This window comes from Paenibacillus sp. RC67 (assembly GCF_030020805.1).
Classification (GTDB): domain Bacteria; phylum Bacillota; class Bacilli; order Paenibacillales; family NBRC-103111; genus Paenibacillus_S.
This window is the reverse complement of record NZ_CP125098.1, coordinates 5,362,413-5,376,002: the sequence shown is the minus strand read 5'-3', so window position 1 is coordinate 5,376,002 and position 13,590 is coordinate 5,362,413. Positions and strand designations below refer to the sequence as shown.

Annotated in this window: 16 protein-coding genes and 1 pseudogene; 12 read left to right on the top strand and 5 right to left on the bottom strand. The window is 41.6% G+C overall.

Annotation, left to right across the window (positions count from 1 at the left end):
- Positions 1–104 precede the first annotated feature (104 nt).
- Entirely contained in the window at positions 105–650 is a 546-nt protein-coding gene (locus QMA13_RS24465) for a response regulator transcription factor (protein ID WP_282936333.1), read from the top strand.
- Positions 651–837: 187 nt separating this feature from the next.
- Positions 838–1,386, top strand: a complete 549-nt coding sequence (locus tag QMA13_RS24460; RefSeq protein WP_282936332.1) for a DUF420 domain-containing protein — start codon at positions 838–840, stop codon at positions 1,384–1,386.
- Positions 1,387–1,578: 192 nt separating this feature from the next.
- Here the strand turns inward: QMA13_RS24460 and QMA13_RS24455 are convergent.
- The 3 genes and pseudogenes from QMA13_RS24455 to QMA13_RS24445 all read right to left on the bottom strand — a co-directional run.
- Positions 1,579–1,794, bottom strand: a pseudogene (locus QMA13_RS24455) (IS5/IS1182 family transposase); the annotation flags it as partial.
- A 156-nt stretch (positions 1,795–1,950) separates the two neighbouring features.
- Positions 1,951–2,862: a stalk domain-containing protein gene (locus QMA13_RS24450; RefSeq protein ID WP_282936331.1), complete on the bottom strand. Its 912-nt coding sequence runs from the start codon at positions 2,860–2,862 to the stop codon at positions 1,951–1,953.
- A 170-nt stretch (positions 2,863–3,032) separates the two neighbouring features.
- Positions 3,033–3,650: a 3-phosphoshikimate 1-carboxyvinyltransferase gene (locus QMA13_RS24445; protein ID WP_282936330.1), complete on the bottom strand. Its 618-nt coding sequence runs from the start codon at positions 3,648–3,650 to the stop codon at positions 3,033–3,035.
- A 231-nt stretch (positions 3,651–3,881) separates the two neighbouring features.
- Here QMA13_RS24445 and QMA13_RS24440 point away from each other — a divergent pair, with 231 nt between their 5' ends.
- From QMA13_RS24440 to QMA13_RS24410, 8 genes are all read left to right on the top strand, one after another.
- Positions 3,882–4,010 carry a hypothetical protein gene (locus QMA13_RS24440; protein ID WP_282936329.1) on the top strand — a complete coding sequence of 43 codons (129 nt, stop codon included), beginning with the start codon at positions 3,882–3,884 and terminating at the stop codon, positions 4,008–4,010.
- Positions 4,011–4,209: 199 nt separating this feature from the next.
- Positions 4,210–4,548, top strand: coding sequence for a hypothetical protein (locus tag QMA13_RS24435; RefSeq protein WP_282936328.1), 339 nt, complete (start codon positions 4,210–4,212; stop codon positions 4,546–4,548).
- On the top strand, positions 4,542–4,748 hold the full coding sequence (locus QMA13_RS36705; protein WP_481858019.1) for an aminoglycoside phosphotransferase family protein: 207 nt from the start codon (positions 4,542–4,544) through the stop codon (positions 4,746–4,748). The genes QMA13_RS24435 and QMA13_RS36705 overlap by 7 nt, the downstream gene beginning before the upstream one ends.
- Before the next feature lie 279 nt (positions 4,749–5,027).
- Positions 5,028–5,582, top strand: a complete 555-nt coding sequence (locus tag QMA13_RS24430) for an AAA family ATPase (protein WP_282936327.1) — start codon at positions 5,028–5,030, stop codon at positions 5,580–5,582.
- A gap of 268 nt (positions 5,583–5,850) precedes the next feature.
- Positions 5,851–6,345, top strand: a complete 495-nt coding sequence (locus QMA13_RS24425; RefSeq protein WP_282936326.1) for a GNAT family N-acetyltransferase — start codon at positions 5,851–5,853, stop codon at positions 6,343–6,345.
- Between the two features lie 414 nt (positions 6,346–6,759).
- Positions 6,760–7,428, top strand: coding sequence for a 3'-5' exonuclease (locus QMA13_RS24420; protein ID WP_282936325.1), 669 nt, complete (start codon positions 6,760–6,762; stop codon positions 7,426–7,428).
- A gap of 88 nt (positions 7,429–7,516) precedes the next feature.
- On the top strand, positions 7,517–8,371 hold the full coding sequence (locus QMA13_RS24415) for a hypothetical protein (RefSeq protein WP_282936324.1): 855 nt from the start codon (positions 7,517–7,519) through the stop codon (positions 8,369–8,371).
- A 256-nt stretch (positions 8,372–8,627) separates the two neighbouring features.
- Positions 8,628–8,732 carry a YjcZ family sporulation protein gene (locus tag QMA13_RS24410; RefSeq protein WP_282936323.1) on the top strand — a complete coding sequence of 35 codons (105 nt, stop codon included), beginning with the start codon at positions 8,628–8,630 and terminating at the stop codon, positions 8,730–8,732.
- A gap of 552 nt (positions 8,733–9,284) precedes the next feature.
- Here the strand turns inward: QMA13_RS24410 and QMA13_RS24405 are convergent.
- Positions 9,285–10,431 (bottom strand): IS3 family transposase gene (locus QMA13_RS24405; protein WP_481858018.1). Its coding sequence is split into 2 segments (ribosomal slippage): positions 9,285–10,161 and positions 10,160–10,431, totalling 1,149 coding nucleotides; the frame shifts between segments, so codons are not numbered across the junction.
- 114 nt (positions 10,432–10,545) lie between these two features.
- Positions 10,546–11,064: a DUF3231 family protein gene (locus QMA13_RS24400; RefSeq protein ID WP_282936321.1), complete on the bottom strand. Its 519-nt coding sequence runs from the start codon at positions 11,062–11,064 to the stop codon at positions 10,546–10,548.
- Positions 11,065–11,241: 177 nt separating this feature from the next.
- Here QMA13_RS24400 and QMA13_RS24395 point away from each other — a divergent pair, with 177 nt between their 5' ends.
- Both QMA13_RS24395 and QMA13_RS24390 read left to right on the top strand, forming a co-directional pair.
- Positions 11,242–12,237 carry an IS1595 family transposase gene (locus QMA13_RS24395; RefSeq protein WP_282936320.1) on the top strand — a complete coding sequence of 332 codons (996 nt, stop codon included), beginning with the start codon at positions 11,242–11,244 and terminating at the stop codon, positions 12,235–12,237.
- A 792-nt stretch (positions 12,238–13,029) separates the two neighbouring features.
- Complete coding sequence (locus QMA13_RS24390) at positions 13,030–13,200, top strand: hypothetical protein (RefSeq protein ID WP_282936319.1); 171 nt, start codon at positions 13,030–13,032, stop codon at positions 13,198–13,200.
- The last annotated feature ends 390 nt before the right edge of the window (positions 13,201–13,590 follow it).

Below are 13,590 nucleotides of genomic sequence, written 5' to 3'. Positions count from 1 at the left end.
ATTATTCAAGGAAAATAACCAATTCGGGCCATTCGACTAAACATATAAAACGCGATAATAGCAACAGGCATAGGTTTAAGGTTCCGTAAAGGGGTTGTGGAGCGGTGAGCCAAATCAACAGAGTGTTGCTTGCAGAACCATCGCAGAGCATAGAGAGCGGAAACCTGCTGGAGCTGGATCAGCTATTCGAGGTCGTAGCGGAAACTGACTGCGGAAGGGATGCGATATCACTCGCCGATTCATTAAAGCCGGAGGTTGCGCTTGTTGCGGTTGATTTACACGATATGAAGGGTACACAGACCATTCAAAAAATGAAAAAGATGAATCCCCAAATGTTAGTCGTATTGCAAGCGGAAAGCGCAGACGTTGAGTATTTTTTTGAAGCTCTGAAAAGCGGGGCGCAAGGTTACTTGCTCAAGTCGCTGCATCCAGCTTCCTTTCACGAGTATCTGAGATCGCTCGTGATCGAGGATGCGACTCTGCCGAGAGAGCTTGGATATCAAATTTTAAAGCAATTTGTTACCGAGAATATCCCATATGGCGTACAGCCCCTTCTTAGTGTAATGGAAACGGCAGTATTAAGAAATCTGTGTAGAGGATTCAACATCGAAGAAATCGCTGATCGGTTAGTAATACCGGAAATACAGTGAAGCTCATACTGAATGGCATTCTTTTTAAGTTGAAATTAAAGAGTCGTGCTGAGCTAGTCACTTATGCGTCTGACAAAGGAATTTTTATGTCTAAGGTAAGCTCGAAAAAAAGAAATAACTTTCGTCCGTATTGATTGATCGAAAATACCGTATTGGATACTGCCTGCAGAAGGAGCGTTTGGATCAAATGAACTCAAATGATCAACCAGCCAATAATAAAAGCTATGCGATTCCTATAATTGTAACGTCCTTGATTGTAAATTTTGTTATACTTCTTTTGTTTTTTTCACCGATAGGATACAAAGGAAGTATCAAATTTGATTTAGTCATCTTCCCGAGAATAAATGGAGTTTTAAATAGCTTTACGTTTATATTTTTGATATCGAGCTTAATTGCAATTTTAAGAAAAAACATCGAGGTGCACAAAGGTTTCATTCTTGCTTCCTTTACCTCGACATTATTATTTCTGGTTTCTTATTTAACATTTCACTACATGTCCTCAGAAATAGCGACATTTGGCGGCCAAGGCATTATCAGAACCTTTTATTTTTTTATTTTAATTTCGCACAGCATCCTTGCCGCAATAATCATACCGCTAGCCCTATTCACACTTGTTTGGGGATGGACGAATCAAATTCAAAAGCATCGGCGCATTGCTCGATGGACAATGCCTATTTGGCTATATGTCAGTTTTACTGGAGTAGTAGTGTTTTTAATGATGGAACCATATTACTGAATAAACTCGCTCATTGAGGGGAATACTAATTAGAACAATTCTGATATAAACCGGCAAAGCCCACGAGAAATCGGTGGCCACTGAAGAACTTAAGGTTTTTCGGTGAATCCTGGCAGTAGGCAAAAAAATGCGACACCCGATCTGGATTTTCCAGAGGGTGTCGCATTTTTCATGGGTTCTTTCGCTGTTTTCTTAGTCTGCCATCTTCATGATTCGGTTTAAATTCACTGCGAATATCGCCATTGCCCCTTGTATTTACATGCCTAACAGACCCGAGGAATCGGCTACGTCGTACCCGTGCCGATTCTTGAGTTCGCTGTTTTTGGCCTCAATTTTATAGCGTTCTTTTGCTTTTTCTTTGAAGTACTCTATTTCCTGGAAAGCCATTTGCTCCGCGTGCTCGCCAGATTATCCGCTGGACATTGAAATTCTGAAGAACGTGGCCAAGTAACTCATGGAGATAGCAAGTTTGTAGGTGCAGGAAAAAGGAGCTGTCGGAGCAGCTCCTTTTTCTTTGGTCCAGTTGAATTTCAATTCTTCCCTGCATCGTACAAGTCTAGCGACTTACTTTACTATTGGCACATCGGTCACGGAAATGATGTTGGCATCGATTAAAGGAGTGACGTCAAGGATACGACCCTTGGAATCTGTTTCTACGATTTTCATTACATAGCTTTTCCCGTTAATTTCAAAATAGGCGTTATCTCCTGAACCGCCGCTGCTGCTTTTTATACCCTTCTTACTAAGCACATCCAACAAGTCGAATAAGTACACACGAGTCACTGTATTCGATACTTTCTTATCGCTAGTGGCTTTCTTTTCAGGTTCCTTTTCTGTCTTCTGCGCAGGGTCATTTACCTTAGCGGGCTGCGGATTAGCACTTTTCACATCAGCCAGGGTAATGATGTTGGCCTCGATGAGAGGAGTGATGTCGAGAATACGACCGGTGGAATCATTTCCGACTACATTCAAAACATAGTTTTTCCCATCAATTTCGAAATTGGCTATATCTCCAGAGCCGCCACCTTTATTTTTTTTGATGCCTTTCTTAGCGAAAGCATCCAGTAGTTCACTCAAATATACCTGATTCATTGGATTTACAGCATTATTGCTTTTCTTTTCAGGCTCTGCGGCCTTCTGCCCCTCAGGAACGGCAGGAGGCTCCGTCTTCACAACAGGAGGCGCAGGTGGGGTACTAGCCGCACTGGCATTGTTAGTGAGTTCAATGGTTCGGGTGTCCTCTTTATATAAGAGTTCATATCCTGTCAGCTTGGCCACTTCTCTTACTGGCAGATAGGCGGTACCCTCGTACACAAGCGGAGTTGTTTCCAGTGGCTTCTCAGCTCCATTCACTTTGAAAGTAAATTTGGCGCATACCGCTTGGACGTCCTTGCCAATATCCTCCGATGATGCGAAAGCTGTTGCTGCCGATCCGATCAGCATTCCTGCAGTCAGACCGATGATTAACTTTTTCATTGCATAACAACTCCTATTCTATGTATCTAGTTCATTAATAAAGACGAGGTGATTTGGAAAAAGTTACATAAATATTAAAACATTTTACAACTCCAAGAGACCCTTTATTAGCGTTCTAATAAAGGGTCTCTTGGAGTTATTTTAAATCCAGCACCTTTTGACTGTTAAATCTATGAGAGGGTTACATCCAAGCCTAGAGCGCTCAGCCGGTCCCAATAGTCCGGACATGTTTTGGAAACGCAGCCGGGATCGGCTATCCGAATGCCGTCCGCTTTGACGGCAATCAGCGAGAGCGCCATGGCTACGCGATGATCGTCGTAGGTATCAAGCAGAGCGGGTGTGGGCTCGCCCGGATACACTGTCAGACCGTCAGGATGCTCCTCCACCCGAATTCCGAGCTTGCCAAGCTCAGTGCAGATGGCAGCTATCCGGTCGCATTCGTGATGGCGGATATGAGCGGCGTCTGTTAGCGTGATGGGGCCGTCTGCGAACGGGGCCATGGCAGCGATGGTTAAGGTTTGGTCAGACCAGCGCTTCATGCTGATGGAGAATCCGCCCTTCAGTTGAGGAGCTCCGGTAACTTCGATGAAATCCGCTCCACGGATGACGGTACAGCCCATTTGTTCAAGGACGTTAAGAATCTCAATATCGGGCTGACGGGTCTGTTCGTTGATGCCGTGGATTCGTATACAACCGTTGGTTTGGGCGGCTATGGACCAGAAGTAGCCGCAGGTGGAGACATCAGGCTCAAGGGCCAAGGATTGAGCCTTGTACTTGCCGGACTTCACGGAGATCGCTTGACCGTCTGGCGTCGGTTCTCAACATGTCTGGCACAAATCGCGGTTACATCTTCACAAAATATAGGTTTTTGTACATATGTCTCTGTTGGGCGTTGAGCTAACGGGCAGGAAATCTTACTTTTCGGAGAAGAAACTGACGAAAACAGCATTTGGTATACAGGTAATATTAAGCTGAACCCACATTATTCGATACAATTTACAACAGAAGACATAGAGCAGTTGCGATCTGAATTAATTGGCAGCGGCGTCACAGTGGGAGAGATTACGATCGGCGGTGGAGGAGATAAGGTTTTGATGTTTTTTGATCCGAACGGAAATCGTTTCTGGGCAATCGAAGAGCCTAAATGAATCCATTTGTATTAAACTATCGGGACACGATAGTTCAACGAACTCTAGCTACCTTATTACGAAAACCGGATTCCTTTGTGAAGTAAAGGGTCCGGTTTTTCATTCAATGAATTGCTTAACGTACGATTTTTTCCGTTTCGTGAGGTGACCCCTATTAGAAGAATGCTGGAAATGGAGAAACAGGATTTTCCATCCCCTTATGTCGAAGAAGAGTATAAGTAGAACTACTTCACTGAAAGGAGCCATTAGCGGCATGATTATGATCCCCGATACTTTTATTGTAAGAATGAACGAACTTCACGGTAAGCAAGGCGCAGCATGGGCGGAGGCGCTGCCTGGATTGATTAACGACTGTGCAAGACGCTTTGACTTTAGCCCGGAAGCTCCATTTTCTAATTTATCATATAACTTCTTGCTCCGGGCAAAGCGCAGTGACGGGAAGCCAGTCGTCCTTAAATCCTCATTCATGAAAGGCAAGCTTTCTAGGGAAATTAGTGTGCTTCGTGCCTATGAGGGTCGGGGGCGATTAATGTGCTAGATGAAGACGAGGATTGGGGCGTTGCCCTTCTGGAGAGTGTCGAACCTGGTACGCCGTTGTCGACAATTGAGGATGATGCACGTGCGACGGATATCTTCTGCGAAGTATTTCGCCGCCTTCATCTTCCTGCGCCAACCAGTAGTCTGTTCCCGTCTATAAGGCAGCACTTCGCTGCAATTGAGCGATACCGCGAACGATAGCGCAATAGCTAGGGAGCAGATTGCCACGCGGCGGCTGCTCCCTGTTTTTATTAAAGTAACGGGTGCAAATGTATCTAAAAAGCGACGTACAGACGATAAGCCAGGGAACGGGAGATAGTTGAGTTGAATAACTAAATACCCTTTTGGTAAAATTTACATACCAATATTTTTACTAATAGCAAATTCTAATTATTTTTGAAATGCGAGTCTGGTTAGGACTGATACTATACAAAATGGGCAGTTATTTATCATTTTATTACGTCATAAGGAGTGAAACACATGTCAAAGCCGTATTTAATAGTTGTCACTGGTAGGCCAGGTTCAGGGAAAACAACATTTTCTAAGGAGCTTGGTAATGAGATTTTTATGCCAGTAATCAGCCGGGATCAGATTAAGGAAGGGTATGTGCATACTTTCGGCAAAAGACATAACGAGCTTCCGGAGGAAGCCAATAAAACGGCCACGGAAATCTTCTTTGATACGCTCATGGGGCTGATAACAAACAACGTGTCGGTGATTGCTGAAGCAGCGTTCCAGCACAGGATATGGTCGACCATGCTTGAACAGTTCATGGAAAAGGCGCGGATCTATCTGTTGATTTGCAAGGTTGACGAAAAGATCGCGCTCGACAGGTTTGTCCGGCGGGGACTGGATAATCCGCTTCGGGAGTATTTCCATGGCGATAAGGGAGTCGACATGGCCAGAAAAGGAATTGAACTGAGCGTGAGCCCTTATGAGGAACCCCGGATCGACGTCCCTATATTCAATATTGACACTTCAGGGGAGTACAACCCCTCCATTAAGGAACTAAGCAGGAAAATTTTCGATGAATAGAATTGGCGATCTAGAACAACGAGAAGCGTCAAAAGACCGAAGTCTGAATAGCTTTTCCAACGACAATAAGAGATTTACGTTAACGGCGAACGTTAGTTCAACAAATAATAGGAGCATTCTGCCAGCGGCAGCAGCTCCTTTTTCATTAACCCAACGGACAGGATATTTTAGTTATAATAATTCAGTCCGAAAAGCTGTATGGTACTATTTGTATAACGTCAGGAACATTGGGGGAATTGTGTATGAATACCAACATTGAATTAGACAAATGAATAGTGTGGATGTTGATGCGATTTTCCAAGCACTTGAAGACCACAAGATTGGGAAACCAATGGACTATATAAAAAGATGCTGGGAAGAGAATATGTCTGGTGAACGGATTACTCTTATTGCTTTACACGATCAGCGGTTTGCTGGATGGTTACATCTTTTAGCTAAATCAAAATATCCGCATTTCATAGAAAAAGGGATTCCAGAAATCAATAACTTTGATGTGGTTCCCTCCCTACGTCGACAAGGCATCGGAAATGCATTAATGGGTGCTATTGAACAAATCGCATTCGACAGATACGGCATTGTTGGTATTGGAGTAGGACTCTATTATGATTACGGAAATGCACAACGACTGTACGCTAAGAGGGGATACATCCCTGATGGAAGAGGAATATTTTACGAAGGCAAGCAGGTGGAAGCAGGCAGTTTCGTGCGAGTTGGGCATGACCTAGCTTTGTTTTTGACAAAAGAGAGAGGGAGAGGTCTTTAAGAACATTCCGCTAACGAGTATGCTAGTTTAATAAAGTCAGTCTAAAACCTTCCATAAGAAGCAAACTAGATTTAGTAGCTATTATGGGAGGTTTTATTTATGATTTTAAGCGAGTTATGGCGACTGTATGAAGCTGATAAACGTATCCAGGGGTTTAGTCCCAGTACATTGAAAGCCTACGCCCTTCAGTTCAAGATGCTTGTAAGAGAGCTAGGAGACCTGGATACGCCCAGCTGCGCGGGGAACGCCGGCGAGAACTCTACCGTCGTTACTTTTAGGTTGTAGCAGCGATTGTTGTCTTAATGATGTCACCGCTCAACTAAAGGGCAGTAATGTCGCAGAAGGAATTGGTTAATCAAGGAAGAAATACTTACTAGGTTACTTAGGTAACATTTAGATGGGGGGGTTCAAGCAATGAGAATCACATTTTTATCAAAGTACGAATATTCCCTACAAGATGTAAACATAAAAAATTTGGTTAATCAGAAATATTGTGTTTTTGACCTGGAAGGGACTGGGATTAACTTTGGAACAGAACATATTACCCAGATTGGTGCAGTCATATTGCAAAATGGTGAGATAAAGGAGAAGTTTAGTTCTTTAGTTAAATCACCTAAGCGTATATCGCCAGAGATTGAAAAATTAACTGGAATATCAAATGAAGATATTAAGAATGCTCCAGCATTTCCTGAAGTATACAAGCAGTTTCTCCACTTCTGTGAAGGAACCGTCTTAGTTACACAAGCTGGCTATGAGTACGATGTTCCTATGCTAGAAAATCACTGCCAACAATACGGGACGACATTGTTCAGCAATCCAGTAATTGATACTAAGGGTTTATTTGCGAACATTCATCAGGAATATAAAGATGTGATTTCAACTAACTTTCTCATAAATTATTATCAGGTTGAACAAAAGGATGTCCCCCGTCACAATGCCTTAGGAGATTGTATTTTGATCAGCAGAATATTCAAATGCATTTTGGAGGAGTACGAAAAGAAAAACATTCAAGACTTTTTTGTTTCGGAAGGTTTGGCAATAAAAAGATTTGTGATACCCGGTATATATTTAGACCATGACTAAACTAACGGGCAGATTACTATAATACCAAGAGCGTGATATAATTTGAAAAAGTTGTAAGATACGCACCTTAATAGGTGTAATTAATGAGGTGAATAGTATGGGGACCTGCGGTACTGGAATATCAAGCAATGATACATATTGTGAGGTATATGAAGAGTTTTTCTCCATGTATAACGAAGGTAAAGAAGTCGATGAGATTACCGTTTCCCTTAGAGAAAGGTTTAAAGAAACTATTCAATTTGCTGAGGATCACACAAATTTTTGGTTTGCCCTTGCAAAGGCTCAATGGGAATGCAAAGCACTGAGACCTGAAATTTTTGAAAAAGTAAAAAGTATAATAGATGGTGAAGAAGATATTAGAATCTGGAGAGAGCTCGAGGCAGACGAAAGAGATATTAGAGCTAGAAATAAAGTTCTTAACAAATTTTTAAATACAATTTCTACGGAAAAAGAAAGTCCAAAAAAACGAAAAAAAATTAGATATAAGCCAGCAATTTTTCTTAAGGGGGATTGTATAGCTTTTCATTTACATAGTGGGAACTATGGCGGGGCTCTAGTTTTAGAAACGTTTGAGTCTAAAGAGGCAGGGTATAATTTGATAGTTAAGACCAGGATAAATCAAGAAACCAAGCCTACTATAAATGATTTTCAGTCAACTGAAGTTCTATTTCATCAAATCACGCAATTTGGTATTACGAATGAGCAAGAAGACGCTCAGTGGTTTTTTCCAGATGGATACAAGAAATTTGCTCATTTGTTTGAGGTAATTGGGAGGATGGAACCATTAAAGCAAATTGACATTAAAAACGGAATGATTATTGCAGGAGGCTGGGACCTGTTAATCAGTCAAACAGAAGAACAATTTGAAAATGAAATAAACGGGGTGTTACCTAAAAAGAGGATTCGGCTAATTGACTATATAAAAGAATCCCACTATAAATGAAAATACGTATTCAGAAAAAACTAAACAAGCTAACTCCAGTTGAGTACCGGCGCCAGCTTGTTTAGTTTTTTCAATGTCTACAAAATTGGGGCTTGACCAGAAGGAAAGAGGGCTTTTAGACTCGTGTCTGTCCATGACAAATTTTCTTCAATGAAATATAAACCCTCCTGTCACTCGTCCATACAGTATGTACATGATCCGCATAACTTGATTTTGAGGTAAAAACCTCAATTCAAATTGGAGGGGGAATTCAACAATGGGTGGATTTGAATTTGAAGAACGCAGACATCATTTTACTAGCATAGGTGTCATTTTGGTACTTTTCATTCTTTTAGTCATTATAAGTCGTAGTTGGCTGTAATAATTTCCCCAATAACCGTGCTCCGTTTAGTTGGAGCATGGTTATTTTTCTTTACTCATCTCTCTGGCCGGACGCTTTGCGCAACCCGTTCGCCAACCAGTTCAGATATTTCTTGTGCTTCTGAGTGTCATTAGACAGTTGTTGGAAGCAGATCTTTTGGCAACTCAAGAGGAACTTAAACCATTGCGAGTAGATATATAATCGGCGTATGAGTCAAGAAATATTCAAACCTAAAAGCTTCGAGAACTGACAGTACAATTTAATCAGTATGCAATGCAAAATGAGCAGTTGAGAGAGGAACTGGAGTTTATTAGACCAATGGTTTCGTTAATCGATCAGGAAAAGGAACTGAAGCGTCTCCAAGGCATTGAGCTATCCTTGCAAGATTTCAGCCTACCAAACGGAACTGACTGAGGATGTTTTTGCATGGCTGGAGTCAACGACAGGATATCGCAGCGAACAGGACTGAATGTAATGCCCCCCATTGTCAAGATTTTGGAAAGGAAATAAGTTAATTCCTCCTCTGCTTGAAATGGGTTGAATTTTAAACTTTTATGAAGCCTTAGCAATCAAACAATCGGTATAGATGCGCTCAGGTTTCGCATAATCAAGGGCTTGATGGGGGCGTTCGTTATTGTAAAATTGGACATAACGATCAATGCCTTCTCGTAGCGCTCGTGGAGTTTCAAACTCATGTAGAAAGATGCATTCGTACTTTAAAGCTCTAAAATATCGCTCTGTGCGACTATTGTCCGTAGCTCGTCCTTTACCGTCCATTGAGATCTGAATGCCCTCTTTCTCCAGCAGTTCCAGATAGGATGCGTTGGTAAAATGAGAGCCCTGATCGCTGTTTAGAACCTGGGGTTTGCAGCGCTTGAAGGCCCTTTTTAGGCAGCTGAAAACAAAGCCCTTCTCCAGCGTATTGGAGAGCTCATAATCGATGACCTTGCGGCTGTACCAATCGATGATGTTGAAGAGGTACATGAAACCCTTGCTCATCCGAATATATGTGATGTCAATCCCCCACACCTGGTTAGGACGATCAATAACGAGACCTCGTAGCAGGTAAGGACGACAGTAGGTAGCATGCAGACGCTTACTCAAGTTTGGCTTCGGATAGATAGCCTCCAGTCCCATCAATCGCATAAGACGCCTCACACGCTTCCGATTTACCCATAAGCCCTGATCCTGAAGCGCCTTCGTCATTCGTCGGTAGCCGATAAAAGGGTGCTTCATATAGATCGCATCGATTCGATGCATGATCTGTACATTTTCTTCAGTCGGGCTTTTGTCCACAAAAGGGCGATACACGCTCGTACGATTTACCGTCAGTAGTTCAGCTTGCCTCATGATACTGATGGTTGGATGATCATGTTCCACCATACCTTGACGCTCTCTTAACGGCTTATTTAAATCCAGATTTTTTTTTGAGCCAATCGATTTCAACCGTAAGTTGACCGACTAGCTTTTCCAGATGTTCCTGTTTGTTCTCGTATTCTTTTTTTAATTTTTCTGCTTCGCTCGGTCCTTTCTCAAACACTGTAGCTGCTTTGCCCAGAAACTCGCTTTTCCAACGACTGATCATCACAGGGCTAATTTCATACTTACCGGCTATTTCGTTCACGGTCTGCTCTTCCCGCAGTACCTCCAGCACAACTTTCGTTTTAAACTCTGGGGTGTATCGATTTCGTTTTTCCATGGTTTTAGTATAACTTATTTTTCGCTCTCCTGTGTCTCAGACTATGGGAGCATTATAGAATATTGAGGAGCTTGGGAAAATAATCCCACTCATTGAGCGGGATTATAATTCAAATTACGCGTGAACAGGTTCAGGCCGCTTGATTTGAAGAGGAGGAGGGATTAGCCAACCCTTTTCCTTGCTCATTTGGAGTAATCGAAGGCCAAATGCTGTTTTAGTAAGATGATATTTAGCAAATAATGCTCCAATATCTTCTCTAATTGATTGACCCATTGCTTGGCTGCAAGCAACCAGTCCAATCGATGTATCTGCTGAAATTATAGCAGCTATCTCAGGATCGGTAAATCTAGCACCGGCAGGGATATCTTCGAATTTTACTGGTGGTCTTTCGGGCATCGTAGGAGCAGGAGCAATACCGTTATCGGTGAGTAATATATCACATTCTTTTATCTCCATCTTTGCTTGATCAATAAGATCGTCAAGTACTTTTTTAAGATCCTTATCTCCACAGTGATTTAAATACGCTTGATAGCAGGAAACAGCGCCTTTTGCTGTCGTTGAGGCCATCCACACAGCGTGAATTTCACCATAATGCATAGGTTCATCTTTAGGATTACCGCTTAAAATACCCATTGTTAAATAATGCTCCTTTTCATTCTTAGATTCTTAAGCAGATTTAATATGCTCAGCATCACAGAAATAATGCATTATACAGATTTTTTATTTTTGTAACGCTCTTTTCGTATTGATTGTTGCTAATAAGGGCATCCTGTAAAATAAATAGATAATTTATATAGGAGCGATATAAAAATGGATTGGCTGCATGTGTACGAAGCGTTTGAGGACTTGCCAAAAAGTGAGAAAATTCGACTGTTTGATGCGATAAAGGATTCCATCTTTCCCGAACCAAAGACGCCAGTCGACGCGTTCACAAAAGAATTACGGGAGTCTCGTTTTAGCAACGGTGTCGCATGCTTACATTGCGGCAGTGTTTGTGTGAAACGAAATGGAAAGTACCGTTCTCGGCAAAGATATCTTTGCAAAGACTGCGGTACGACGTTCAACGATGCCACAGCTACCCCGATTGCAGGTACGCGTTATCCTGACAAGTGGAAAAAATATTTCGAATACATGGTACAAGGATTAACGTTGCCCAAAATCGCCAAGAAATTGGACATCCACATCTCAACCGCATTTTACTGGCGGCATAAAATCCTAAACGCCATCCGCAGCCTAGATGTCCATAAACTTCAAGGTATCGTCGAATCTGATGAAACGTTCTTCTTGGAGTCTCTAAAGGGAAAGAAAAAGATTACGCATCGGAAGCCTAGAAAAAGCGGCGGAAAATCGAAAATGCGAGGTATTAGTCATGAACAGGTCTGTGTCGTCGTTGCCGTTGACCGCACGAATGGCGTTGTCTCCAAAGTGGCGGGCAAGGGTCGCGTAACGGCAAAGGAACTTGATGCCGTACTCGGCAAAACTATCGCACCAAAATCGCAACTTTGCACCGATTCCGCTCGGAACTATAAGCTATTTGCATCAAAGTCGAACATCGAACACCATGCCGTGAATCTGCGAAAAGGCATTTTGATAAGGAAAGGTATCTATCACATTCAAAACGTTAACGCCTACCATTCCAGATTAAAAACCTGGGTTCGCAGGTTCAATGGGGTTGCGACGAAATACTTAGATAACTATCTGTTTTGGTTTCGCTTCCTAGAGCTTCACAAGAAGCTTGATGAGGCAGAAATTCAAAATGTGATGTTGCTCGATTCTTGCAAGAAAGCAAATTGGAGCACAGTATAGACATTCAGAAGTGCATAGTTCTGATTTCTTATTAAGCTTAGGGTGGGGAAAACATGAAAAAGTTTCACGGTAAAAAAAGATATTTCAATAAACTAAGGTCATTGGTCGAAAATTATCAGTTACATGTAGGTGAGGATTCTTGGTACGATTTTTGGCATAGGCATCTTGACTTCGGAGTCTAGGAAACGCCAGTTTAAAAGTTAGAAGGGCACACATTAAAGCACATATGCAACTATATTCGAGATTTTTAAAACAACTTGAACAGCTAAATAAGCCATTTCAAACCTGGGTGTGTATTCATGAGGAGGACGCTGGAGCTGATGCTGTTTACGTTCACACACCAAATCCTAATGCTCAGGATTTCCCTCTAGAATTGGATTATATTAAGTGGAATTGTAAGCTTCCAAATACATTTAGTGACCTCATCGACACATCTCTATTTAACGTCGGCTATTATGAGTCTGAATTAGAACGTACTTATTTTATACAATCAAAACTACTAAAATTTTCGTTGTAATAGCAATAAAAGATTATAATAGACACTTTTAACCATGCTATTAGCAACAATATTTACGAAAAGATCGCTTACCCGTTACGACGAGAGTGGGGAATGTGAGAAATAACGATCCGGATCTAATTAAAGAAGCCTTATAGGGTGCCATGATGGAAAACCAATGTTACTTAAACTAGTGGTTATGATATACTGTTTATACCTCCTGAGAGGGTTGCCCTTGGGCGATTGCCCTTTCGGTGAGGAGGAAGCTCCTGCTTTAATAGCAGGGGCTTTTATTAATGTTCAATGTTCAATTACAAAACCCTCCATCTAGTTGGCGGCTTTCTTACGCTTTTGGGAAGGAAGGTTTTATATCTTGTACAGCTTCAGGAAAGGCATTCAAACCTGCAGCATTATTTATGAATGACTTCCTTGATCTCCAACAGAATAAAACAATTGAAGAATATTGATGAACATAATTAGCTTTAAAGAGTTTGCCTTCGTTCCATAATTTAGATCGTGTCGAGTGACATTAATATAGTCCAATTAAGATCCGCGGATATGATATTATCCCCTTCAAGTAGACACTCAAAAAAAACCTTCATGTTATCATGGAGGTTTGAGTGCCACTTGGAGGGGATAATACCAACATTACTTTTTACTTGCTAATAAAGACCTCAATAGATAAATATTCCTTGTAAAAACAAAAGGATATTAATTAATTGAAGTCTAAACAACCCCAATAGCTTGCCGGTGGGGTTGTTTAGACTTCAAAATTCATGAGAGTCATTGAACGAGGAGGTTCAACACAATATTATATGATTTGCTTTTTATTTGATGTCAATAATAAAAATATGATA

What these genes read in the sequence shown, in the direction of transcription:
- QMA13_RS24390 (WP_282936319.1), top strand. Translation starts at nt 13,030, where the DNA reads ATGTTCAATGTTCAATTACAAAACCCTCCATCTAGTTGGCGGCTTTCT.
- QMA13_RS24410 (WP_282936323.1), top strand. Translation starts at nt 8,628, where the DNA reads ATGGGTGGATTTGAATTTGAAGAACGCAGACATCATTTTACTAGCATA.
- QMA13_RS24400 (WP_282936321.1), bottom strand. Translation starts at nt 11,064, where the DNA reads ATGGGTATTTTAAGCGGTAATCCTAAAGATGAACCTATGCATTATGGT.
- QMA13_RS24460 (WP_282936332.1), top strand. Translation starts at nt 838, where the DNA reads ATGAACTCAAATGATCAACCAGCCAATAATAAAAGCTATGCGATTCCT.
- QMA13_RS24420 (WP_282936325.1), top strand. Translation starts at nt 6,760, where the DNA reads ATGAGAATCACATTTTTATCAAAGTACGAATATTCCCTACAAGATGTA.
- QMA13_RS24425 (WP_282936326.1), top strand. Translation starts at nt 5,851, where the DNA reads ATGAATAGTGTGGATGTTGATGCGATTTTCCAAGCACTTGAAGACCAC.
- QMA13_RS24450 (WP_282936331.1), bottom strand. Translation starts at nt 2,862, where the DNA reads ATGAAAAAGTTAATCATCGGTCTGACTGCAGGAATGCTGATCGGATCG.
- QMA13_RS24430 (WP_282936327.1), top strand. Translation starts at nt 5,028, where the DNA reads ATGTCAAAGCCGTATTTAATAGTTGTCACTGGTAGGCCAGGTTCAGGG.
- QMA13_RS24395 (WP_282936320.1), top strand. Translation starts at nt 11,242, where the DNA reads ATGGATTGGCTGCATGTGTACGAAGCGTTTGAGGACTTGCCAAAAAGT.
- QMA13_RS24435 (WP_282936328.1), top strand. Translation starts at nt 4,210, where the DNA reads ATGTCGAAGAAGAGTATAAGTAGAACTACTTCACTGAAAGGAGCCATT.